We start from the raw sequence: 21,081 nt of genomic DNA, 5'->3' as shown, positions 1-21,081 counted from the left end.
GCCGGACGTCGGCCGGACGTCGGGCGGGAGGCGCGGGGCGGGGGCGCCACGGGCCTCCCGTCCGGAGCGTGCGAGCGGTCAATACACCCCGCTCGCGTCCGCCGAGTGGTCGCGAACTGTCGGTCGGCGGGGCCGCAGCCGACGGTTTGTGACCGGTCGACGGGGCCCGCGCGACGTGTCGCGACCGACGGATGGTCGTGCCGCGCGGGGCACTGCCGCGGCGGTGGCCGTGCTCAGCCGGCGCTGACGCGGTAGACGTCGTAGACGGCGTCGATGCGTCGGACCGCGTTCAGCACCCGGTCGAGGTGGATGGTGTCACCCATCTCGAACACGAACCGACTGAGCGCCAACCGGTCGGACGAGGTCGAGACCGTCGCCGACAGGATGTTGACGTGGTGGTCGGTGAGCACCCGGGTGACGTCGCTGAGCAGCCCCGACCGATCGAGCGCCTCGATCTGGATCTGCACGAGGAACACCGACTTCGACGACGGGGCCCATTCGACCTCGATCATCCGGTCGGGCTCGTTCATCAGGGACTTGACGTTCGTGCACGACGACTGGTGCACCGAGACGCCCTGCCCGCGGGTGATGAACCCGACGATCTGGTCGCCCGGCACCGGCGTGCAGCACTTCGCGAGCTTCACCAGGATGTCCGGCGCACCGCGCACCAGCACGCCGCTGTCGCTCGTGCGCAGCTGACGGCTCGTGACCTGCCGCGGGAACGTGAGCTCCGGCTCGTCGGTCTCCGTGTCGCTCTGGACGCTTCCCAGGACCTTCTCGATGACGGACTGCGTCGAGACGTGCCCCTCGCCGACCGCGGCGTACAGGGCCGAGACGTCGTCGTAGCGCATCGACGAGGCGACCTCGGCGATGGTGTCCTGGCTCATGATCCGCTGGAGCGGCAGGTTCTGCTTGCGCACGGCCCGGGCGATGGCGTCGCGGCCCTGCTCGATCGCCTCTTCGCGGCGCTCCTTGGTGAACCACTGCTTGATCTTGTTGCGCGCCCGCGGGCTCTTGACGAACTTCAGCCAGTCCTGCGACGGACCGGAGTCGGGGTTCTTCGACGTGAAGATCTCGACGACGTCGCCACTCGACAGCGAGCTCTCGAGCGGGACGAGGCGACCGTTGACCTTGGCGCCCATGGTGCGGTGCCCGACCTCGGTGTGCACGGCGTACGCGAAGTCCACCGGGGTGGCGCCGGCGGGCAAGCCGATGACCTTGCCCTGCGGCGTGAAGACGTAGGTCTCCTTCGCGCCGATCTCGTAGCGGAGCGAGTCGAGGAACTCCCCCGGGTCGCTCGTCTCGGCCTGCCAGTCGGTGATGTGCGCGAGCCACGCCATGTCCTGGTCGTCGGTGGTCGACGAGGTCCCGACGTCTCGGCCGGCGGCACGCTGCTTGTACTTCCAGTGCGCGGCGACACCGAACTCGGCGCGCTGGTGCATCTCGTGCGTGCGGATCTGGATCTCGACCGGGCGCCCTTGCGGCCCGAGCACGCTGGTGTGCAGCGACTGGTACAGGTTGAACTTCGGCGTCGCGATGTAGTCCTTGAACCGGCCGGGCAGCGGTGTCCACCGCGCGTGCACCGAACCGAGCATGGCGTAGCAGTCGCGCACCGTGGGCACGAGCACCCGGATGCCGACGAGGTCGTAGATCTCGTCGAACTCGCGACCTCGCACGATCATCTTCTGGTAGATCGAGTAGTACTGCTTCGGCCGCCCCATGACCTCGCCGCGGACCTTCGCGGCCTTCAGGTCCTTCTTGAGCGTGCCGATGACGTTCTGGACGAACTGCTCGCGCTTCGGCTGCCGTTCCTTGACCAGGCTGTCGATCTCGACGTAGAGCTTCGGGTGCAGGACCGCGAAGGACAGGTCCTCGAGCTCGAGCTTGATCATCTGTATGCCGAGCCGGTGCGCGAGGGGCGCGTAGATCTCGAGCGTCTCCTTCGCCTTGCGGGTGGCGGAGGTGGACTCGACGAAGCCCCAGGTGCGGGCGTTGTGCAGCCGGTCGGCGAGCTTGATGACCAGCACGCGGATGTCCTTCGACATCGCGATGACCATCTTGCGGACCGTCTCGGCCTGGGCGCTGTCGCCGTACTTGACCTTGTCGAGCTTCGTGACGCCGTCGACGAGCATGGCGATCTCGTCGCCGAAGTCGACCTGCAGCTGGTCGAGCTGGTAGTCGGTGTCCTCGACCGTGTCGTGGAGCAGCGCGGCGGCGATCGTGATCGGCCCGATGCCCAGGTCGGCCAGGATCTGGGCGACCGCGACGGGGTGCGTGATGTACGGCTCGCCGGACTTGCGCTTCTGACCGTCGTGCGCGCGCTCGGCGACGGAGTACGCGCGCTCGATGAGCGTGACGTCGGCCTTGGGATGGTGCGAGCGCACCGTGCGGATCAGGGTGTCCACGGCACCGGCCGGCTGGGCGCGGGAGAACAGGCGCGGCAGCAGCGACCGGAGGGAACCGAGGTTGCCCGTCGTGTTCGGTCCGAGGGGGCTGGTCGGCCGCTGGGCGGAGCCGGGGCGGCTCGGCGCGGACGGCTCTTCGCGGGTGTCCGTCATGATGCGCCTCCCAGGACTCGGTCCGAGAGCTCGATCCGAGCTCGATCCGCCAACACTACGCGTGTCCGGTCAGTGCTCGTGACCCGGTTCGCCCTGGGCGTCGCGGACCACCGGTGCTCCGGACTGCTCCCAGGCGACCATGCCGCCGGTCAGGTTGACCGCGGAGACACCGGACTGTTCGAGAGCCGCCACCACCCGGGCCGAACGAACACCCGAGTGGCAGACGATGATCGCCGGTTCGTCGCCGCCGTCGATCTCCTGCCAGCGGTTCACCAGCTCGGACATCGGGACGAGCGTGGCCTCGGGAGCGTGGACCTCGTCCCACTCCCCCTGCTCACGGACGTCGAACAGCCGCGACCCCGACTCCAGCCGACGACGCGCCTCGGCGACGTCGACCTCGGTGATCTCGATCGGCATCAGGCGGTCGCCTTCGCGTCGGCGTCGGCGTCGACCTCGCGCTGGCGCTTCTCTGCCGCCTGGATCTTCTTGGCGTCGGCCTGCTTGATCTTCGGCTCGTTCTCGCGCAGCTGGGCGTACATCGGCGACGCGATGAAGATCGTCGAGTAGGTACCGACGATGATGCCGATGAACAGTGCCAGCGAGATGTCGCGGAGCGTGCCGGCACCGAGCACGTACGACCCGATGAACAGGATCGCCGCGACCGGCAGCAGCGCCACGACCGAGGTGTTGATCGAGCGGACGAGCGTCTGGTTCACCGCGAGGTTCACCGACTGCTTGAACGTGCGGATCGACTCCTGCGCGGTGTTCTCACGCACCTTGTCGAAGACCACCACGGTGTCGTAGAGCGAGTACCCGAGGATCGTCAGGAACCCGATCACCGCCGCGGGCGTGACCTCGAGCCCGACGATGCCGTAGACACCGGCCGTGATCAACAGGTCGTGGACCAGCGCGGCCATCGCGGAGAGCGACATCTTCCAGGTCCGGAAGTACAGCGTCATGAAGACGGCGGCCAGGGCGAGGAAGATCACCAGACCGCGGATCGCCTGGGCGAGCACGTCGGCACCCCACGTGGCACCGATGAACGTCGCCGCGACCTGGCTCTCCGGCACGTCGTACGCCTCGGCCAGGGCGTCCTGCACCTCGGTCGTCTGACGGTCGGTGAGCTGGCCGGTCTGCACGCGGATGCCGTGCGTTCCGAGCTGGGAGACGCGCGGGATCTCGTCCGAGACGACACGCTCGACGGTGTCCGTCGCGATGCTCTGGTCGGTGTTCTCGACGTCCGACAGGGTGAACTCGGAACCACCGGTGAACTCGATGCCGAGCTGGTACCCGCCGCGCAGCCACGGGGTGGCGAGCGAGATCACGATCATGATGAGCGCGATGAGGTACCAGGTCTTGCGTCGTCCGATGATGTCGTACGACCGCTTCCCCGTGTAGAGGTCGCTACCGAACTGGCTGAAGCTGGCCATCAGTCGTCCTTCCCGTCCGGCGTCGAGCCGTTGTCGCCGGAGGCCTGCTGGGCCTTCCGTTCCGCGATCGTCTGTCGGCGCTGCGCCTCACCGGCACTGCGCTGGCGCTTGCCGTCCACCACGGGGGCGCGGAACTGCGCACGCCCCTTGTAGACCGCACCGAGCGCCGCTGGGTCGAGCCCACTGAACTTGTGCCCCTCGCCGAAGAACCGGGTGCGGGAGATGAGCTGCATCATCGGGTGGGTGAAGAGCGCGACCACCACGATGTCGATCAGCGTCGTGAGGAGCAGCGTGAACGCGAAGCCCTTCACATCGGCGACCGCGAGCACGTACAGGGTGACGGCAGCGAGGAAGTTCACCGCGTCGGACGCCAGGATCGTGCGGAGTGCGCGCTTCCAGCCGGACTCGACCGCACTCTCGAGCGCACGACCGTCGCGGAGTTCGTCACGGATGCGTTCGAAGTAGACGATGAACGAGTCCGCCGTGATGCCGATCGCGACGATCAGACCCGCCACACCCGCCAAGGACAGGCGGTAGTCGACGCGCCACGACATGATCGCGATGACCAGGTAGGTCAGGACGGCTGCCACCCCGAGCGAGAGCACCGTGACGAACGCGAGCGCCCGGTACTGGATGACGGAGTAGATGATCACCAGGCCGAGGCCGATCAGGCCCGCGACGAGACCACCGATGAGCTGCGCCGTTCCGAGCGTCGCCGAGATGTTCTCGTTCGACTGCACCTGGAAGTTGATCGGCAGCGCACCGTACTTGAGCTGGTCGGCGAGCGTCTTCGACGACTCGGCCGTGAACGAGCCGGTGATCTGCGCCTTGCCGTTGGTGATGGCGGAGTTCGTGGACGGGGCCGTGATGACCGAGCCGTCCAGCACGATCGCGAACTGGTTCTGCGGTGCCTGCAGCGAGACGAGGCGGTTCGTGACGGTGCGGAAGTCCTTCGTGCCCTGGCCGTCGAAGGTCAGGTTGACGGCCCACTGGCCCGTCGACGTGCCCTGCGAGTCGGTGGCCAGACCGGAGGTGGCGTTGCTGATGTTCGCACCGGAGACCTCGACCGGGCCGAGGATGTACTTCGACGCACCGTCGGCGTCACACGTGACGAGGGGCTCGTCGTCCGGCGCCGAGGTGACGTCGTCCGGAGCCGCGCAGTTGTAGTTGGTGTACAGGTCCTGCAGCGCCGGGGTGATCCAGTTGACGTCGCTGGCGTTCGTCGGCTTCGCGCTCGGCGTCGCTGCGAGCGATGCGGGCGGCGAGTACGGCGTCGGCGAGGCGGTGGACTTCCCGTCGTCACCGACGGCGGAGTTCGTCGCGGCCTCGGTGAAGAGCACGGGGCGGAACGTCAGCTTCGCCGCTGCCTCGATGCGGTCGATCGTGGCCTTGTCGGGCCGACCGGGGATCGACACGACGATGTTGTTCGCACCCTGCGTGTTGATCTCGGTCTCGGAGACACCGGTGGCGTTGATGCGCTGGCGGATGATCTCCACCGCCTGCTGCAGCTGCTGCGAGGTGACCGAGTCGCCCTCGGTGTTCTGCGCCGCGAGGGTCAGCTGCGTGCCGCCCTGCAGGTCGAGTGCGAGCTCCGGTACCCAGCTCGCGCCCTGGTACCACTTGTCCGTGTCGTCCTTCGAGCTGCCGGCGAGGATCGTCGCGGCGGTGTTCAGGCCGGCGAGGATCGCCATCAGGATCACCAACCAGGTGAGCGAGCGCAGCGCCTTCTTGACGGGTGTCGATCGTGCCACCGGTCGTCTCGTCTTTCTGTTCAGGACCGTCGGCGCTCAGGCACGACGGCAGAGGGAAGCCGCCGGGTCAGACGACCCGGCGGCCGAGGGCGTCAGTCGTCGGACTTGCGCTTCGAGTCGGTCTCGTCGAGGCGGTCGTTGTCGACCCGCTCGCCGTAGACCGGCTCCCCGTTGAGTTCGGCGACGGGCTTGGCCTCGTCCTCCGGCGTCGCGGTGGTCTCGATGTCGGAGGCGCTGTCGTCGACGACGCGCGACAGGGTCTGGCGGTGCACGGTGACGACGGTGCCGGGGGCGATCTCGACGTCGGCGGTGACCTTCTCGTCGTCGACGGAGAGGAGCGTGCCGTACAGGCCGAAGGACAGCATCACGCGAGCACCCGGCACCATCTTGGTGGCGAGCTCGCCCTGCTGCTTCTTGCGCTTGCGGCTGTTGTAGAACATGAAGGCCGCGAACGCCACGACGATGACGATGAGGATGACTTCTTGACCCATGATGCAGTTGCCTTCTCTGGTTGCTCGGTTTCGGGCCGTAGCAGTCTAGGGCACGCCACTGTGCGTGGCATGTCACCCGACCGATCGGCCGCTAGTCGGTGGTGTCGGTGTCGTCGAACAGGCCCGGGAGCGGCCCGACGCCCTGCCCTGGGGTGAGGCCGAGGTGCCGCCACGCGACCGGGGTCGCGATGCGGCCGCGCGGGGTTCGCGTGACCAGACCGACCCGGACGAGGAAGGGCTCGACGACCGACTCGATGGTCTCGGACTCTTCTCCGACCGAGACCGCGAGGGTGTTCAGCCCCACCGGTCCGCCGTCGAAGCGGGTCAGCATGATCTCGACCACGGCGCGGTCGAGGCGGTCGAGCCCGAGCTCGTCGACGTCGTACAGATCGAGTGCACCCTGGACGGCCGCCATTCCGTCGGTGGTGCGGTGCACGAGGGCGTAGTCGCGGACCCGGCGGAGCAGCCGGTTCGCGATGCGCGGGGTGCCCCGGGAACGCCCGGCGATCTCCCGCAGCGCCGATCGGTCGATGTCGAGCTCGAGCAGGTGCGCGGCGCGGATCAGGACCTGTTCGAGTTCGTCCTTCTCGTAGAACTCGAGGTGCGCCGTGAAGCCGAAGCGGTCGCGGAGCGGGTTCGGCAGCAGGCCGGCGCGGGTGGTGGCACCGACCAGGGTGAACGGCGCGAGGTCGAGCGGGATGCTCGTCGCGCCGGCGCCCTTGCCCACCATGACGTCGATCCGGAAGTCCTCCATCGCCAGGTAGAGCATCTCTTCCGCCGAGCGCGCCATCCGGTGGATCTCGTCGATGAACAGGACCTCGCCCGGCACGAGCGACGACAGGACGGCAGCCAGGTCGCCCGCGTGCTGGATCGCCGGACCGCTCGACATCCGCAACGGACGCCCGGTCTCGTGCGCGACGATCATCGCCAGCGTGGTCTTGCCGAGGCCGGGAGGACCCGCCATCAGGATGTGGTCCGGGGTGCGGTCCTGCATGCCCGCGGCTTTGAGCAGCAGGTCGAGCTGCCCACGCACCTTCCGCTGGCCGACGAACTCGTCGAGCGACCGCGGCCGGAGTGCACCTTCGAACGCGAGTTCTTCCTGCGACTCGGCTCCGGCGGACGTGATGCCGCTCATCGACCGGCACCGGCGGGCCGGAGCGCACCGAGCGCGGCGCGGAGCAGCGCCTGCGTGCCCATGGCCGCGGCCCCTGGCTCGTTCGCGACGGTCTCGTCGACGGCGGTCTGTGCTGCGTCCTCGCGCCAGCCGAGGCCGATCAGTGCGGAGACGACGTCGGTCGCGGCCGGGTGGGCAGCAGTGCCGCGGCCGGCGGTGACGACGGCGGCCTGCTCGAACGCGGCGAGCTTGCCGGTGAGCGCGAGGATGATGAGCTTCGCGGTCTTCGGGCCGATGCCGGAGACCTTGCGGAAGGCGCCGTCGTCGTCCTTCGCGACGGCGTTCGCGACCTGCGACGGGTCCATGTGGGCCAGGACGCCCATCGCGGACTTGGGCCCGACACCCGTGACGCTGCGCAGCAGGTCGAACACCTGGAGGGCGTCGGTCGACTCGAAGCCGAAGAGCAGGTGCTCGTCTTCGCGCACGATCATCGCGGTGCGCACGAACACCTCGGACCCGTGGCGCATCGTCAGCGCGTGGGCCGGGGTCACGGTGACGGCGTACCCGACTCCCCCGGCCTCGATCACCACGCCGGAACCGGCGATGTCGATGCAGGTACCCCGGAGACTCGCGATCATGCCCCGAGCCTACGGCCGCCCACCGACGCGGCCGACGAGCCACGCGGTCGGGCCGCGGCAGCGGCCGCACGGGCGAGCGGGGAGTCGACGGTGCCGCCCTGTGCGTCGCGCCACGCGCGTTGTGCCGGGGTGAGGTTCGTGGCACGTTCACCGGCGACGTCCGGTGATCCGAGCCTCCAGGCATGGCACACGGCCAGCGCGAGCGCATCGGCGGCGTCGGCCGGCTTCGGGGCCTCGGCCAGACCGAGCACGCGCGCGATCATGGTCTGCACCTGGCGCTTGTCGGCGTTGCCGTAGCCGGTGACGGCCGCCTTGACCTCGGACGGCGTGTGCAGGCCGACGGGCAGCCCGCGGGCCGCCGCGGCGTGCAGCGCGAGCCCGGCCGCCTGGGCGGTGCCCATCACGGTGCGGACGTTCGCCTGCGCGAACACACGCTCGACGGCGACCGCGTCCGGGTGGTGCTCGTCGATCTCGGCGGCGATGCCGTCGGCGATGCGGAGCAGCCGCTGTTCGAGCGGCATGTCCGCCGGGGTGCGCACGACCGTCACGTGGACGAGCCGTGCGCGCCGGTTCGGTGCGACCTCGACGACGCCGACGCCGCACCGGGTGAGCCCGGGGTCCACCCCGAGCACACGGAGCACGGCTACTCGCCCTCGTCCTCGTCGAGCTCGGCCTGGACGTCCGCCGGCACGTCGAAGTTGGCGTAGACGTTCTGCACGTCGTCGCTGTCCTCGAGCGCGTCGATCAGGCGGAAGACCTTGCGGGCGGTCTCGGCGTCGACCGGCACCTTGAGGCCGGGGACGAACTCGGCGTCGGCCGAGTCGTAGTCGATACCGGCGTCCTGCAGCGCGGTGCGGGCCGCGACGAGGTCGCTCGCCTCGGTGATGATCTCGAAGCCGCCGCCCTGGTCGATGACGTCCTCGACACCGGCGTCGAGCACGGCGGTCATGACGGTGTCCTCGTCGAGGCCGTCGGTCTTCGTGACCGAGATGACGCCCTTGCGCGAGAAGTTGTAGGCGACGCTGCCCGGGTCGGCCATGGTGCCACCGTTGCGGGACATCGCCGTCCGGACCTCGGCCGCTGCGCGGTTCTTGTTGTCGGTGAGGCACTCGATCAGCATCGCGACGCCGTTCGGGGCGTAGCCCTCGTACATGATCGTCGTGTACTCGATCGACTCACCGGTCAGGCCGGCACCGCGCTTGACGGCGCGGTCGATGTTGTCGTTCGGGACCGAGGTCTTCTTGGCCTTCTGGATCGCGTCGACCAGCGTCGGGTTGCCCGACAGATCGGCGCCGCCCATCTTCGCGGCGACCTCGATGTTCTTGATGAGCTTGGCGAACGACTTGGCACGGCGGCCGTCGATGACGGCCTTCTTGTGCTTGGTCGTCGCCCACTTGGAATGCCCGGACACGGTTCTCCTTGCGTCTTGCGGAAAGTCGGGGTCAGTTTACCCAGCCGGGAGGCCCGGCGCCGCCCCGCCCCGCCGGTGCGGGCACGCAGGCGGCCGGGCCCAGGGCCCGCGGGCGGTCGTGCCCAGAGCCCGGGGGCCGCGTCAGGCGCTGCGCACCATGGCGAGGAAGCGGCGGTGGAAGCGGTCCTCGCCGGCGACCTCGGGGTGGAACGCACTGGCGAGGACGTTGCCCTGCTGCACCGCGACGACCTGCCCGTCCGCCAGCGCGCCGAGGACCTGGACGCCGGGGCCGTGCTGCTCCACCACCGGGGCACGGATGAAGACCGCGTGCACCGGGGCGTCGCCGAGCTCGGGCATCGGGACGTCCACCTCGAACGAGTCGTTCTGGCTGCCGAACGCGTTCCGTCGCACCGTGGTGTCGAGCACGTCGAGGGTCTGCTGGCCGCTGATGCCGTCGGTGATCCGCGACGACAGCATGATCATGCCGGCGCACGTGCCGTACGTCGGCAGGCCGTCGCGGATGGCAGCAGCGAGGGGCTCGGCGACGCCGAACGACCGGGACAGCTTGTCCATCACGCTCGACTCGCCGCCGGGGATCACGACGCCGTCGAGCGCCGCGATCTCCTCGGGTCGACGGAGGGGCACCACGTCGGCGCCGAGCTCCGTCAACGAGGCGATGTGCTCGCGGAAGTCACCCTGCAGCGCCAGGACCCCGATGCGGGGCCGGGCACTGCTCGTCGTGCTACCAGCCACGCTCGGCGAGGCGGTGCGGCGCGGGGACGTCGGCGACGTTGATGCCGACCATCGCCTCGCCCAGACCACGCGAGACCTCGGCGATGACCTTGGGGTCGTCGTGGAAGGTGACGGCCTTGACGATCGCCGCGGCACGCTTCGCCGGGTCGCCGGACTTGAAGATGCCGGAGCCGACGAACACGCCGTCCGCGCCGAGCTGCATCATCATCGCGGCGTCGGCCGGGGTGGCGACGCCACCGGCGGTGAAGAGCACGACGGGGAGCTTGCCGGTGCGGGCGACCTCGCGCACGATCTCGAACGGCGCCTGCAGTTCCTTGGCGGCGACGTAGAGCTCGTCTTCCTTGAGGTGGCGCAGCGCCGCGATCTCCTTGTTGATCGTGCGGATGTGCTTCGTGGCCTCGGACACGTCACCCGTGCCGGCCTCGCCCTTGGAACGGATCATCGCAGCGCCCTCGGTGATGCGACGGAGCGCCTCGCCCAGCTCGGTGGCACCGCAGACGAAGGGCGTGGTGAAGTTCCACTTGTCGATGTGGTTGACGTAGTCGGCGGGCGAGAGCACCTCGGACTCGTCGATGTAGTCGACGCCGAGCTCCTGCAGGATCTGCGCCTCGACGAAGTGGCCGATGCGGGCCTTCGCCATGACGGGGATCGACACGGCGGCGATGATCTCCTCGATCATCGACGGGTCGGACATGCGGGCGACGCCGCCCTGTGCGCGGATGTCGGCGGGGACACGCTCGAGGGCCATGACCGCGGTGGCGCCGGCTTCTTCCGCGATGCGGGCCTGCTCGGCGTCGACGACGTCCATGATGACGCCGCCCTTGAGCATCTCGGCGAGGCCGCGCTTGACGCGGTCGGAGCCGGTGATCGAGGTGCCAGGGGTGCCGGAGGTGCTGGTGCTGTCGCTCATGATGCCGATCAGTCTAGTCCGCTGCCGGCCAGCCCTCGGCGACCAGTCGGCGGGTGTCCCCGAGCATCTGGGACATCGACTTCGTCCGCGCGATGATCGGGAAGAAGTTCGCGTCGGACTGCCACCGCGGCACGATGTGCTGGTGCAGGTGTGCGGCGATGCCGGCTCCCGCAACCTCGCCCTGGTTCATGCCGATGTTGAAGCCGTCGCAGTGCGACACGGCGCGCAGGACCCGCATCGCGGTCTGGGTCAGCTCGCCCATCTCGCGGAGCTCGTCCGGAGTGGCCTCGTCGTACAGCGGCACGTGGCGGTACGGGCAGACCAGCAGGTGTCCGTTGTTGTACGGGAACAGGTTGAGCAGCACGTAGGCGTGCTCGCCCCGGGCGACGATGAGGGCGTCCTCGTCGGACTTCCGCGGTGCCTCGCAGAACGGGCAGTCGTCTGCGTGCCCGCGGCCCGTGCCCTCGCGCCCGGCGTCGATGTACGCCATCCGGTGCGGGTTCCACAGGCGCTGGAAGGCATCCGGGACGGCCGCACCGGTGGCGGCGTCCCGGATGACCAGCGGGTCCTGCTCGTCCGTCATCAGACCTGCGCGCGCTCGCGGATCGCCGTCAGGATGCGGTCGACCGCTTCGTCCACGGGTACGGCGTTGTCCTGGCGACCGTCACGGAAGCGGAACGAGACCGCACCGGCGTCGCGGTCGTCGCCGCCCGCGATGAGCTGGAACGGCACCTTCGCCTTGGTGTGCGTGCGGATCTTCTTCTGCATGCGGTCGTCCGAGTGGTCGACCTCGGCGCGGACGCCGTGCGACCGGAGCTTCGCGATGACCTCGTCGAGGTAGTCGCCGTACTCAGCCGCGACGGGGATGCCGACGACCTGCACCGGCGACAGCCAGGCCGGGAACGCGCCGGCGTAGTGCTCGGTCAGCACGCCGAAGAACCGCTCGATCGAGCCGAACAGCGCGCGGTGGATCATCACCGGGCGCTGGCGGGAGCCGTCGGCCGCGGTGTAGTCGATGCCGAAGCGCTCGGGCAGGTTGAAGTCGAGCTGCACGGTCGACATCTGCCACGTGCGGCCGATGGCGTCGCGGGCCTGCACCGAGATCTTCGGGCCGTAGAAGGCGGCTCCGGCGGGGTCGGGCACGAGCTCGAGACCGGACTCCTCGGCGACCTCGCGCAGGGTGTTCGTCGCGACGTCCCACACCTCGTCGTCACCGACGTACTTCTCCGGGTCCTTCGTCGAGAGCTCGAGGTAGAAGTCGTCGAGGCCGTAGTCGCGCAGCAGCGAGAGCACGAACTCGAGGGTGGTGGTCAGCTCCTCCTTCATCTTCTCCTGCGTGGTGAAGATGTGCGCGTCGTCCTGGGTCATGCCGCGGACCCGGGTGAGGCCGTGGATGACGCCCGACTTCTCGTTGCGGTAGACCGTGCCGAACTCGAACATCCGGAGCGGCAGGTCGCGGTAGGAACGCGGCTGCGAGCGGTACGCCAGGATGTGCATCGGGCAGTTCATCGGCTTGAGGTAGTAGTCGGCACCCTGACGCGTGACGTTGCCGTCCTCGTCCTTCGCCTCGTCCATGTGCATGGCCGGGAACATGCCGTCCTTGTACCAGCCGAGGTGCCCGGAGGTCTCGAACAGGTCGCCCTTGGTGATGTGCGGCGTGTAGACGAACGAGTAACCGTTCTCCTCGTGCCGACGGCGCGAGTAGTCCTCCATCTCGCGGCGGATGATGCCGCCCTTCGGGTGGAAGATCGCCAGGCCGGAACCGATCTCGTCGGGGAACGAGAACAGGTCGAGTTCGGCACCGAGCTTGCGGTGGTCGCGCTTGGCGGCCTCTTCGAGGCGCACCAGGTAGGCCTTGAGCTGGTCCTTGTCGGGCCACGCGGTGCCGTAGATGCGCTGCAGCTGCGGGTTCTTCTCGGAGCCGCGCCAGTAGGCAGCGGCGACGCGCATGAGCTTCGCGGCGTTGCCGATCCAGCGGGTGTGCGGCACGTGCGGGCCCCGGCAGAGGTCCTGCCAGACGACCTCGCCCGACTTCGGGTCGACGTTCTCGTACACGGTGAGCTCGCCGGCGCCGACCTCGACGCTCTCGCCGGAGTCGCCGTCGGTCGCCGCACCCTTGAGCCCGATGAGCTCCTGCTTGTACGGCTCCCCCGCCATCAGCTCGCGCGCCTGCTCGTCGGTGACGACCACGCGGCGGAAACGCTGGGCCTGCTTGACGATGCGGTCCATGCCCTTCTCGATGGCCTTGAGGTCCTCGGGGGTGAAGGGCTCGGCGACGTCGAAGTCGTAGTAGAAGCCGTCGGTGACGGGCGGCCCGATGCCGAGCTTGGCCTCGGGGTTGATCTGCTGGACGGCCTGCGCGAGCACGTGCGCGGCCGAGTGGCGGAGGATGTCGAGCCCGTCCTGCTCCTGCAGGGTGACGGCCTCGGCGGTCTCGCCGGCGGCGACGTCGGCAGCGAGGTCCTTCAGGACACCGTCGACGCGGATCGCGACGACGCCGCGCTCACCGTCGAAGAGCTCGGTGCCCGTCGTGGTCGTCGTCGCGGTGCGGGGCTCGGGTGCCTGGGGCACGGCTGCGGGCTCGGCGCTCTCCGGCGCTGCGGCGACTGACTCGGTCACGATGATGGGACTCCTCGATCGAAATGGTGCGTCAAGACTAGTGCGCGCGTTGGGCTCAGGCGGGCACGGCGCCGAGCGTCGTGACGGGCAGGCGCGGCTCGAGTCGCTCGCGTCCGTTCAGCCCGTCCAGCTCGAGCAGCGCGGCGAACCCGACCGCCTGGTAGCCCGCGCGTTCGAGCAGCGTGATGGTGGCGGCGCCGGTCCCACCGGTGGCGAGGACGTCGTCGACGACGAGGACCCTGGTGCCCGCGGGGAGCTGGCCCGGACGCAGCTCGAGCTCGGCCTCGCCGTACTCGAGTGCGTACTGCTCGCTGAGGACCTCGCCCGGCAGCTTGCCGGCCTTGCGCACGGTGAGCACGCCCACCTGGTGCTGCGCGGCGATCCCGCCGGCGAGGGCGAAGCCCCGCGCCTCGATGCCAGCGACGGCGTCGAACCCGGCACCGACGGCGAACGGCGCGGCGAGTGCCTCGCACACGCGGCCGAACGCGACGGCGTCCGAGAACACCGGCGTCACGTCGCGGAACAGCACCCCCGGCTTCGGGAAGTCCGGGACGACGGCGGTCAGGCGTTCGACGAGTGCAGCTGCGGTTTCGGTCACCCGCCAACGGTACGGGAGGCCCGGGGTGCGTCCGACACATCGGCGCACGGTGCGAGCTCGGTCGCGCCGTGCCCGGTCGTCGGTGCGGCGCACGGTGGGGGTTACGTCGGCCGGTGCGCCGACGGTGGCTCGGTGCGGGGTTGTCCCCTCGCACCGAGCCACCAAGCGGGCACGGGACGGCGACGGTCGCACGGTGCGACGGTGGGGTGTCCGATCCGGCTCAGCGCCAGGCGCGCATGAGTGCGGCCTGCAGGAGCAGGTCGTTCTCGCGCTGCTGCCGCTCGCGGTCGAGCTGCAGCCGTGTTGCGTGGTCGATCACCGGACGGTCCCGGCGGGTCCGGCGGCTCCAGATGATGAGCGACATGCCGATGCGCAGCGCGATGCGGTCGGTGAGGGAGACCCGGTGGCGCGCTGCGCGGGTATCGGGAGGACGGGTGGCGGTCTTCGATGACACGGTGATCCCTTTCAGGGCATGACGGAGCTGCCCGGCACACGGGCAGGAGTGGATCGCCCGGAACACGGGCAGGACAAAATGAATGCGTGAGAATGCATTCCGCGGTCACCGGAGGAATGTCCGACGACGCGGTACTGAATGACTTCCGGTACCGAGAGCGTCGCACCGACCGCCGACATTCTCCGGCCACGATCGACGCAGTCCGATCGCGTGCACGGAGCACACGGATCGGGACCGATCGGCGATCGACGGAGCCGGTTTGACGCGAGCCAGAACGGCTCAGCGCGAAGTGTCAGGCGACGGACTCGTCACGAGACGAGGATCGAAGGACACAGATGTCGGCAGAAGGCGGAACGCTCCGGGTCAGCGGACGCGGAACGGGGTGCCGACGCGTCCACGGATTCCACGGAACGGAGTGGTTGCGGTGATCATCATGGTCGGCCCCCTTTCGGTCTCGAGCTGTCGGAGTCGTCCCCCGGCTGCACTGCAGCGGTTCGCGACGAGTGAACACTATCGGCCCCGCAATTCGCAGCGCAACCCCTTTCTCCGATTTCTCCGGAATTGCATTCCCGAACACCCCGCAGCGCACCCGGACGCCACGAAGGCCCGGTACCGAATCGGTACCGGGCCTTCGTGGGCGAACGGCTGCTACAGCGTCGCGGGTTCCACCACCGCTGCCGTCAGCACGCCGTCGACGACGTCGATCCGCACGGTGTCCCCGGCGGTCACGCCACCGTCGACCACGAGCGTCGCGATGCGGTCGTCGACCTCGCGCTGGATGAGCCGGCGGAGCGGACGGGCGCCGTACTCGGGCTCGTACCCGTGCTCGGCGAGCCAGTCGACCGCGGCGTCGGACACGGAGAGCACCATGTCCTGCGCGACGAGCCGGAGCGCCGTGTCCTGCAGCAGCAGTGACACGATCGACGTGATCTGCGACCGGTCGAGCTTGCGGAAGAGCACGATCTCGTCGATGCGGTTGATGAACTCCGGCCGCATGGCCTCGCGGAGCTTGCCCATCACCCGGGCGCGGAGGTCGTCCTCGCCGTACCCGTCAGTGGAACCCACGGGCGCGAAGCCGAGGGCGCCCGACCGCGAGGCCAGGAACTCCGAGCCGATGTTCGACGTCATGATCACGACCGTGTTCCGGAAGTCCACCGTGCGCCCCTGGCCGTCGGTCAGTCGACCGTCGTCCAGCACCTGCAGCAGCAGGTTGAACACGTCGGGGTGCGCCTTCTCGACCTCGTCGAGCAGGATCACCGAGTACGGGTTCCGGCGCACGCGTTCGGTGAGCTGCCCGGCCTCGTCGTAGCCGACGTACCCGGGAGGCGCCCCGACCAGCCGCGAGACGGTGTGCCGCTCGCCGAACTCGCTCATGTCGAAGCGGAGCATGGCGGACTCGTCACCGAACAGCGACGACGCCAGGGCCTTCGCCAGTTCGGTCTTGCCGACGCCGCTCGGGCCGAGGAACAGGAAGCTCCCGACGGGTCGACGCTGGTCGCCCATGCCGGTCCGGCTGCGTCGGACGGCCTTCGCGATCGCCGCGACGGCGTCGTCCTGGCCGACGACGCGCTCGTGCAGTTCCTGCTCGAGCACGGCGAGCCGCGAGCGGTCGCCCTGGGTCAGGCGCGTCGCCGGGATGCCGGTGGCACGCGACACCACACCGGCGATGTCGCGTTCCGTGATCGAGGTGCCCGCGGATTCCGGACGGGAGGCGCGGGGAACGTCCGCCGACGTGGCGGCGGCGATCCGGGCCTCCAGTCCGACCGTCTCGTCGCGCAGGCGCGACGCCTCTTCGTACAGTTCCTCGGCGACCGCGCGGTCCTTCTCGGCGAGCAGCTCGGCGACCTGGTCGCGCAGGGCCTCGACGTCGACGGCACCCGAGCGGGCGAGCCGGCGCCGTGCGCCGGCCTGGTCGATGAGGTCGATGGCCTTGTCCGGCAGGTGCCGGTCGGTGACGTACCGGTGCGAGAGCTCGACGGCGGCGCGCAGCGACTCCGGCGTGTAGACGACGCCGTGGTGCTCCTCGTACCGGGGTGCGAGGCCGGTCAGGATCGCGACGGCGTCCTCGACGCTCGGCTCCCCGACCGTGACCGGCTGGAAGCGACGCTCGAGTGCGGCGTCCTTCTCGATCCGGCGGTACTCGTTCAGGGTGGTCGCGCCGACCAGGTGCAGGTCGCCGCGGGCGAGCCGGGGCTTGAGGATGTTGCCGGCGTCCATCGAGCCGCCCTCACCGCCCCCACCGGCGCCGACGACGGTGTGGAGCTCGTCGACGAAGACGATGAGCTCGTCGGCGTGCGCCGCGATCTCGTCCATGGCCTTCGTCAGGCGCTCCTCGAAGTCGCCGCGGTACCGGGTGCCGGCGAGCATGCCGGGCAGGTCGAGGGCGACGACCCGCTTGCCCTGCAGCAGCGACGGGACGTCGCCGTCGACGATGCGCTGGGCGAGTCCCTCGACGATGGCGGTCTTCCCGACGCCGGGCTCGCCGATCAGGACGGGGTTGTTCTTGGTGCGACGGAGCAGGATCTCGACCGCCTGCTCGATCTCGTCGGCACGACCGATGACGGGGTCGATGCGACCGTCACGGGCCCGCGCGGTGAGGTCGGTGCCGAACTGGTCGAGGGTCGGGGTGTCGCTGTCGCCGTCGGTGTCGGCCGTTCCGGTCGCTGCACCGGTTCCTGGCATGGGGCGCCCCTCTCGTGCTGCTGCCGCGGCCTGCTGGGCGTAGTCCTGCATGGCCTGCGGGGTGACACCGGCGCTGGCGAGCAGCTGCCCGGTGACGGTCTCCTGGTCGGTCACGAGCGCGAAGAAGACGTGCTCGGGGTCGGTGTAGGTGCTGCCGAAGCCCCGCGCGGCCTGGGTGGCCTCGACGAGGATGCGCTGCGCCGTGCCGGTCAGGGCAGGACGACCGGTCTGCTCGGGCTGCGGCTCGCGGGCCATCGGCAGGCGCTGCTCGATCTCGGCGGCGAGGCGCTCGGGGTCGACCTCGGCGGAACGGACGACGGCGTCGAACGGCTCGGTGCGGACGAGCAGGTGCAACAGGTGCAGCGCGTCGAGCTCGTGCTGCCCCTGCGACACCGCGTACTCGGCGGTGTGCTGGAGCAGCTCGTGGGTACGGCGGCTGAGGAGCCGCGTGATGTCCACCGGTCGGCCGAACGCACGGGGGCGCTGCGGGTCACCGGTGTTCTGCGCCGCGAGGAGGCGGGCGAGGAACTCGTCGAACGAGTCACTGCCGCCGGTCGGGCCGAACGTCTCTGGCAAAGGGACCTCCTGGGGAACTTGAGTGCCTTCGACTCAATGCAACGCAGGAGTGCCGGGGTCATTCCCGGTCACGGGAGAAACTTGCGGCGACTCGACTCAGGTCCGCGCGATCGCTGCCGAGATCGCCTCGGTGACCCGCGCGAGGTCGGCCGGAGCCACCTCGATGTCGAACCCGCGGCGCCCGCCGGAGACGAAGATGCTGTCGTACGCCAGGGCCGACTCGTCGAGCACGGTCCGGATCCAGGACTTCTGGCCGACCGGGCTGATGCCACCGACGACGTACCCGGTGCGCTTCTCGGCGAGGGCCGGATCGGCCAGTGTCGCCTTCTTACCCCCGACCGCCGCTGCGATGGCCTTGAGGTCGAGCCGGTTCGCCACCGGCACGATCGCCACCGCCAGTGCGCCGTCGACCGAGACGACCAGGGTCTTGAAGACCTGCTCCTCGCGGAGGCCGAGTGCGGCGGCGGCCTCCTCGCCGAAGTTCGTGGCGCTCTCGTGGTGGTCGTACACGTGCGGCGTGTACGACACCCCGGCTCGGTCGAGCGCGACGGTCGCTGGGGTGCTCGGCGAACCTGCGGTCATGCGGCGATCCTCTCCCGCGCTGCCGTCCTGTCCGTGGCGGCACGCGGGCGTTACGCTGAACCGACCATGACCGTCGCCCTGCTGATCCTCCGCGCCGCCGCCGCGCTGGTGCTCGGGGCGCCCGCGGTCGGCGACCCCGCAGCCGGCGCCCTGCCGCTGCTGGCAGTGGCCGCGCTCGGCCTGACGGCCGTCGCCGTGGCGGTCGTCGTTGCACAGGTCCTGGCCACGGTGCTGGCGACGGTGCTCGGGCTGCGGTCGACGGGCGTCGAACCCGCTGCGGTACCGGATCTCGTCACCCGCATCGCGTGGAGCCACCCCGATGCCGACGGGCACGTCCGATCGCGTGCTCCGGGAGTCGTCGCCCCGGCCTGACCACCGACCGGTGGCCGGGCCCCTCGTGACCCCTCCTGCGAACCACCACCGATCGGAACCGTCATGGACCTGTCCACCCTGCCCCTCGTCGGCCCGCTGCTGCAGGGCGGCGCGGACCTCGTCGCCGCCCTGACCGCGGCCCTCTCCCCCGCCACCGGATCGTTCGCCGCGGCGATCGCCGTCGTGCTCCTCACCCTGGCCGTCCGGGCCGTGCTCGTGCCGCTGTCCGTCCTGCAGGTCCGAGCGGAGCGCGACCGACGTCGGCTCGCGCCGCAGCTCGCCGCCCTGCGGAAGCGCCACGGGAAGAACGCCGAGCAGCTGCAGCGCGCCGTCCAGCAGCTCTACACGAACGAGAAGGTCTCACCCCTGGCCGGATGCCTGCCCGTCCTCGCGCAGGCTCCGGTGCTGTCCCTCGTCTACGCCCTGTTCACGCACGCGTCGATCGGCGGAACGGCCAATGCCCTGCTCGAGGCCACCTTGGTCGGGGTCCCGCTCGGGCACTCGCTCGTCGTCACGCTGACGTCGCCGCTCTGGGTGCACGCTTGGGTCGTCATCCTCCTGCTGGCCGTGCTCGCCGTCGTCGTGGAGCTCAGCCGCCGCGCGAACCTGCGCTGGAACCCGCTGCCGACACCCGAGCGGGGCGCCCAGGTGCCCGGTGCGGCAGCGACCACCGCGATCGGACGGTTCGCGCCGTTCATCACGGTCGTGTTCGCCGCGCTCGCGCCACTCGCCGCCGCGCTGTACGTCGTGACGAGCGCCGCGTGGACGGCGGGCGAGCGGGCCGTGCTGCGCCGGGTGATCCGGTAGCGCGGGCGCGTGACGTCGGGCCCGGCGTCAGCCGCCCTGGCCCTCCTGCTGCGGCCCCTGGTCCACCGGGTCGTACTCGGTGCCGCGACCCTGTTCCTCGTCGGCGGTCGGCACGTGGCGCTCCGTGCCGGTCCCGCCGGGGCTCGTGGCCACGTAGTCGGCCTCGCCGGACTGGGTGTCGTGGCTCAGCGGCTCGAGGGTCTCCGGGGCGACGTCGTGTCGCGGTTCGGGTTCGGTGCTCATGCGTCACGCCTACTCCCCTCGTTCTGGGTGCGCGCCGCCGCCCCGGCAGTGCCACGATGAAGGGAGTCCACGCGACCGGCAGATCGGGAGTGCGCATGGCCCACGACGACGTGGCAGCGGAACGGGCACGGCTCGAGGCCGTCGCCTGGGGAGCGGCATCGAGCCCCGCCGACGCGGCGCGCGCCCGGATCGCGCTGCAGGACCTGGCGAGCGGGCGGCGGCCGGGTGGACGGCGAGCGGTCGCGGGAGTCGCCTCCGACACGGGGCCCGACGGGCGGCCGGGAGGCACGGCCCCGGCCAGCGGGCAGGTCGCGTCCCCCGAGCGGTCGGCTCCACTGCCCGGCTCGTCGCCAGAACGGTCGGCTCCACCGTCCGTGCCCTCGCCGGAGCGCCCGGCCCCGCAGCGCGCGACGGTTGCTGCCGAGCCGGATCCATCGCTGCGAACGGACCCGACCCCGCGAACGGATGCCGGACCGTGGGCGGCGACCGAAGCCCGAGAACCCGACCGTCCCGACGACACGGGTGACGACGGCGGGGGTGAGCCGGGCCTCCCGGTCGGACCGACGCGACGGTCCCGGTGGCGCACGCTGCTCTGGACGGAGCGGCCACGCGTCTGGATCGCGCTCGGCGCGGCAGCGGCGGTCGGGGTGGCGTTCGCCGCCGGCACCGTCGTCGGGCCCGTGCGCGGCGACGTCGCAGCGGCACCGAGCGTCACGCCGACGGCGGGCACGGTCACGCTCGAGCAGCTGCTCGACGTGCCGCAGACGTACGCCGACCAGCTGCCGGGGCCGGTGGAGGCACCCGTGAGCCTGCACTCCACGCGGCTCCTGTTCACGAACCGTGCGTTGGACGGCGGCTCGTTCGACACGCCGTGGGCCGTGTGGGCCGGGGTCGGCACGGACCGGTCGACGATCTGCCTGGTGGCGACGGCGAACCGGATCGAGTCGTCGACGGCGTGCTTCCCCCGCGAGGCGGCACTGCACGGCTCGGTGTCGATGTCCGCGCAGTCGATGAGCGGGACGTTGACGATCGCGCTCCGGGGCGGCGGCGTGCAGGGTCGGGTGACGAACGAGAACTGAGGGCGCGGATTGT

The 21,081-nt window shown here is 70.4% G+C and carries 21 protein-coding genes; 3 read left to right on the top strand and 18 right to left on the bottom strand.

Features of this window, described 5'->3' with window-relative positions:
* Positions 1–233 precede the first annotated feature (233 nt).
* The 17 genes from EDF51_RS02565 to ybaK all read right to left on the bottom strand — a co-directional run bounded on the left by EDF51_RS02565 (position 234) and on the right by ybaK (position 18,567).
* Positions 234–2,558, bottom strand: coding sequence for a bifunctional (p)ppGpp synthetase/guanosine-3',5'-bis(diphosphate) 3'-pyrophosphohydrolase (locus EDF51_RS02565; protein ID WP_228505676.1), 2,325 nt, complete (start codon positions 2,556–2,558; stop codon positions 234–236).
* A gap of 69 nt (positions 2,559–2,627) precedes the next feature.
* A complete protein-coding gene (locus EDF51_RS02560) occupies positions 2,628–2,975 on the bottom strand; it encodes a rhodanese-like domain-containing protein (RefSeq protein ID WP_131880094.1) in 348 nt (115 codons plus the stop codon).
* Positions 2,975–3,988 carry a protein translocase subunit SecF gene (gene secF, locus EDF51_RS02555; RefSeq protein ID WP_131880092.1) on the bottom strand — a complete coding sequence of 338 codons (1,014 nt, stop codon included), beginning with the start codon at positions 3,986–3,988 and terminating at the stop codon, positions 2,975–2,977. The genes EDF51_RS02560 and secF overlap by 1 nt, the downstream gene beginning before the upstream one ends.
* On the bottom strand, positions 3,988–5,739 hold the full coding sequence (secD, locus tag EDF51_RS02550; protein ID WP_123292812.1) for a protein translocase subunit SecD: 1,752 nt from the start codon (positions 5,737–5,739) through the stop codon (positions 3,988–3,990). Before secD ends, secF begins: the two co-directional genes overlap by 1 nt.
* 92 nt (positions 5,740–5,831) lie before the next feature.
* On the bottom strand, positions 5,832–6,230 hold the full coding sequence (locus EDF51_RS02545) for a preprotein translocase subunit YajC (RefSeq protein ID WP_111084040.1): 399 nt from the start codon (positions 6,228–6,230) through the stop codon (positions 5,832–5,834).
* Between the two features lie 91 nt (positions 6,231–6,321).
* Complete coding sequence (gene ruvB / locus EDF51_RS02540) at positions 6,322–7,365, bottom strand: Holliday junction branch migration DNA helicase RuvB (RefSeq protein ID WP_111084041.1); 1,044 nt, start codon at positions 7,363–7,365, stop codon at positions 6,322–6,324.
* Complete coding sequence (ruvA, locus tag EDF51_RS02535) at positions 7,362–7,982, bottom strand: Holliday junction branch migration protein RuvA (protein ID WP_111084042.1); 621 nt, start codon at positions 7,980–7,982, stop codon at positions 7,362–7,364. Before ruvA ends, ruvB begins: the two co-directional genes overlap by 4 nt.
* Entirely contained in the window at positions 7,979–8,623 is a 645-nt protein-coding gene (gene ruvC, locus EDF51_RS02530; protein ID WP_111084043.1) for a crossover junction endodeoxyribonuclease RuvC, read from the bottom strand. Before ruvC ends, ruvA begins: the two co-directional genes overlap by 4 nt.
* A gap of 2 nt (positions 8,624–8,625) precedes the next feature.
* On the bottom strand, positions 8,626–9,393 hold the full coding sequence (locus EDF51_RS02525; protein ID WP_111084044.1) for a YebC/PmpR family DNA-binding transcriptional regulator: 768 nt from the start codon (positions 9,391–9,393) through the stop codon (positions 8,626–8,628).
* Positions 9,394–9,534: 141 nt separating this feature from the next.
* On the bottom strand, positions 9,535–10,146 hold the full coding sequence (gene pdxT / locus EDF51_RS02520; protein WP_131880090.1) for a pyridoxal 5'-phosphate synthase glutaminase subunit PdxT: 612 nt from the start codon (positions 10,144–10,146) through the stop codon (positions 9,535–9,537).
* A complete protein-coding gene (gene pdxS, locus EDF51_RS02515; RefSeq protein ID WP_123292809.1) occupies positions 10,136–11,056 on the bottom strand; it encodes a pyridoxal 5'-phosphate synthase lyase subunit PdxS in 921 nt (306 codons plus the stop codon). The genes pdxT and pdxS overlap by 11 nt, the downstream gene beginning before the upstream one ends.
* Positions 11,057–11,069: 13 nt before the next feature.
* Positions 11,070–11,639 carry an HIT domain-containing protein gene (locus tag EDF51_RS02510; protein ID WP_123671781.1) on the bottom strand — a complete coding sequence of 190 codons (570 nt, stop codon included), beginning with the start codon at positions 11,637–11,639 and terminating at the stop codon, positions 11,070–11,072.
* Complete coding sequence (gene thrS / locus EDF51_RS02505) at positions 11,639–13,627, bottom strand: threonine--tRNA ligase (protein ID WP_123292876.1); 1,989 nt, start codon at positions 13,625–13,627, stop codon at positions 11,639–11,641. Before thrS ends, EDF51_RS02510 begins: the two co-directional genes overlap by 1 nt.
* Before the next feature lie 103 nt (positions 13,628–13,730).
* Positions 13,731–14,273, bottom strand: coding sequence for an adenine phosphoribosyltransferase (locus tag EDF51_RS02500; RefSeq protein WP_123292807.1), 543 nt, complete (start codon positions 14,271–14,273; stop codon positions 13,731–13,733).
* Between the two features lie 220 nt (positions 14,274–14,493).
* Positions 14,494–14,727: a hypothetical protein gene (locus EDF51_RS02495; protein WP_131880088.1), complete on the bottom strand. Its 234-nt coding sequence runs from the start codon at positions 14,725–14,727 to the stop codon at positions 14,494–14,496.
* A 648-nt stretch (positions 14,728–15,375) separates the two neighbouring features.
* Positions 15,376–17,985: an ATP-dependent Clp protease ATP-binding subunit gene (locus EDF51_RS02490; protein ID WP_131880086.1), complete on the bottom strand. Its 2,610-nt coding sequence runs from the start codon at positions 17,983–17,985 to the stop codon at positions 15,376–15,378.
* Positions 17,986–18,081: 96 nt separating this feature from the next.
* Positions 18,082–18,567, bottom strand: coding sequence for a Cys-tRNA(Pro) deacylase (ybaK, locus tag EDF51_RS02485; protein ID WP_134193785.1), 486 nt, complete (start codon positions 18,565–18,567; stop codon positions 18,082–18,084).
* Between the two features lie 66 nt (positions 18,568–18,633).
* Here ybaK and EDF51_RS02480 point away from each other — a divergent pair, with 66 nt between their 5' ends.
* A complete protein-coding gene (locus tag EDF51_RS02480; protein ID WP_131880084.1) occupies positions 18,634–18,939 on the top strand; it encodes a DUF6412 domain-containing protein in 306 nt (101 codons plus the stop codon).
* 63 nt (positions 18,940–19,002) lie between these two features.
* Entirely contained in the window at positions 19,003–19,746 is a 744-nt protein-coding gene (gene yidC / locus EDF51_RS02475; protein WP_131880082.1) for a membrane protein insertase YidC, read from the top strand.
* Positions 19,747–19,773: 27 nt separating this feature from the next.
* On the opposite strand, the gene EDF51_RS02470 is transcribed toward yidC, so the two are convergent.
* Positions 19,774–19,989 carry a hypothetical protein gene (locus EDF51_RS02470; protein ID WP_131880080.1) on the bottom strand — a complete coding sequence of 72 codons (216 nt, stop codon included), beginning with the start codon at positions 19,987–19,989 and terminating at the stop codon, positions 19,774–19,776.
* 95 nt (positions 19,990–20,084) lie between these two features.
* Between EDF51_RS02470 and EDF51_RS02465 the strand changes: the two genes are divergently transcribed.
* Positions 20,085–21,068 carry a hypothetical protein gene (locus tag EDF51_RS02465; protein ID WP_131880078.1) on the top strand — a complete coding sequence of 328 codons (984 nt, stop codon included), beginning with the start codon at positions 20,085–20,087 and terminating at the stop codon, positions 21,066–21,068.
* Positions 21,069–21,081 lie beyond the last annotated feature (13 nt).

Origin of the sequence: Curtobacterium sp. PhB25, assembly GCF_004365375.1 — a bacterium.
Taxonomy (GTDB): domain Bacteria; phylum Actinomycetota; class Actinomycetes; order Actinomycetales; family Microbacteriaceae; genus Curtobacterium.
The sequence above is the reverse complement of the archived record's forward strand: the minus strand, read 5'-3'. Positions and strand labels throughout refer to the sequence as shown.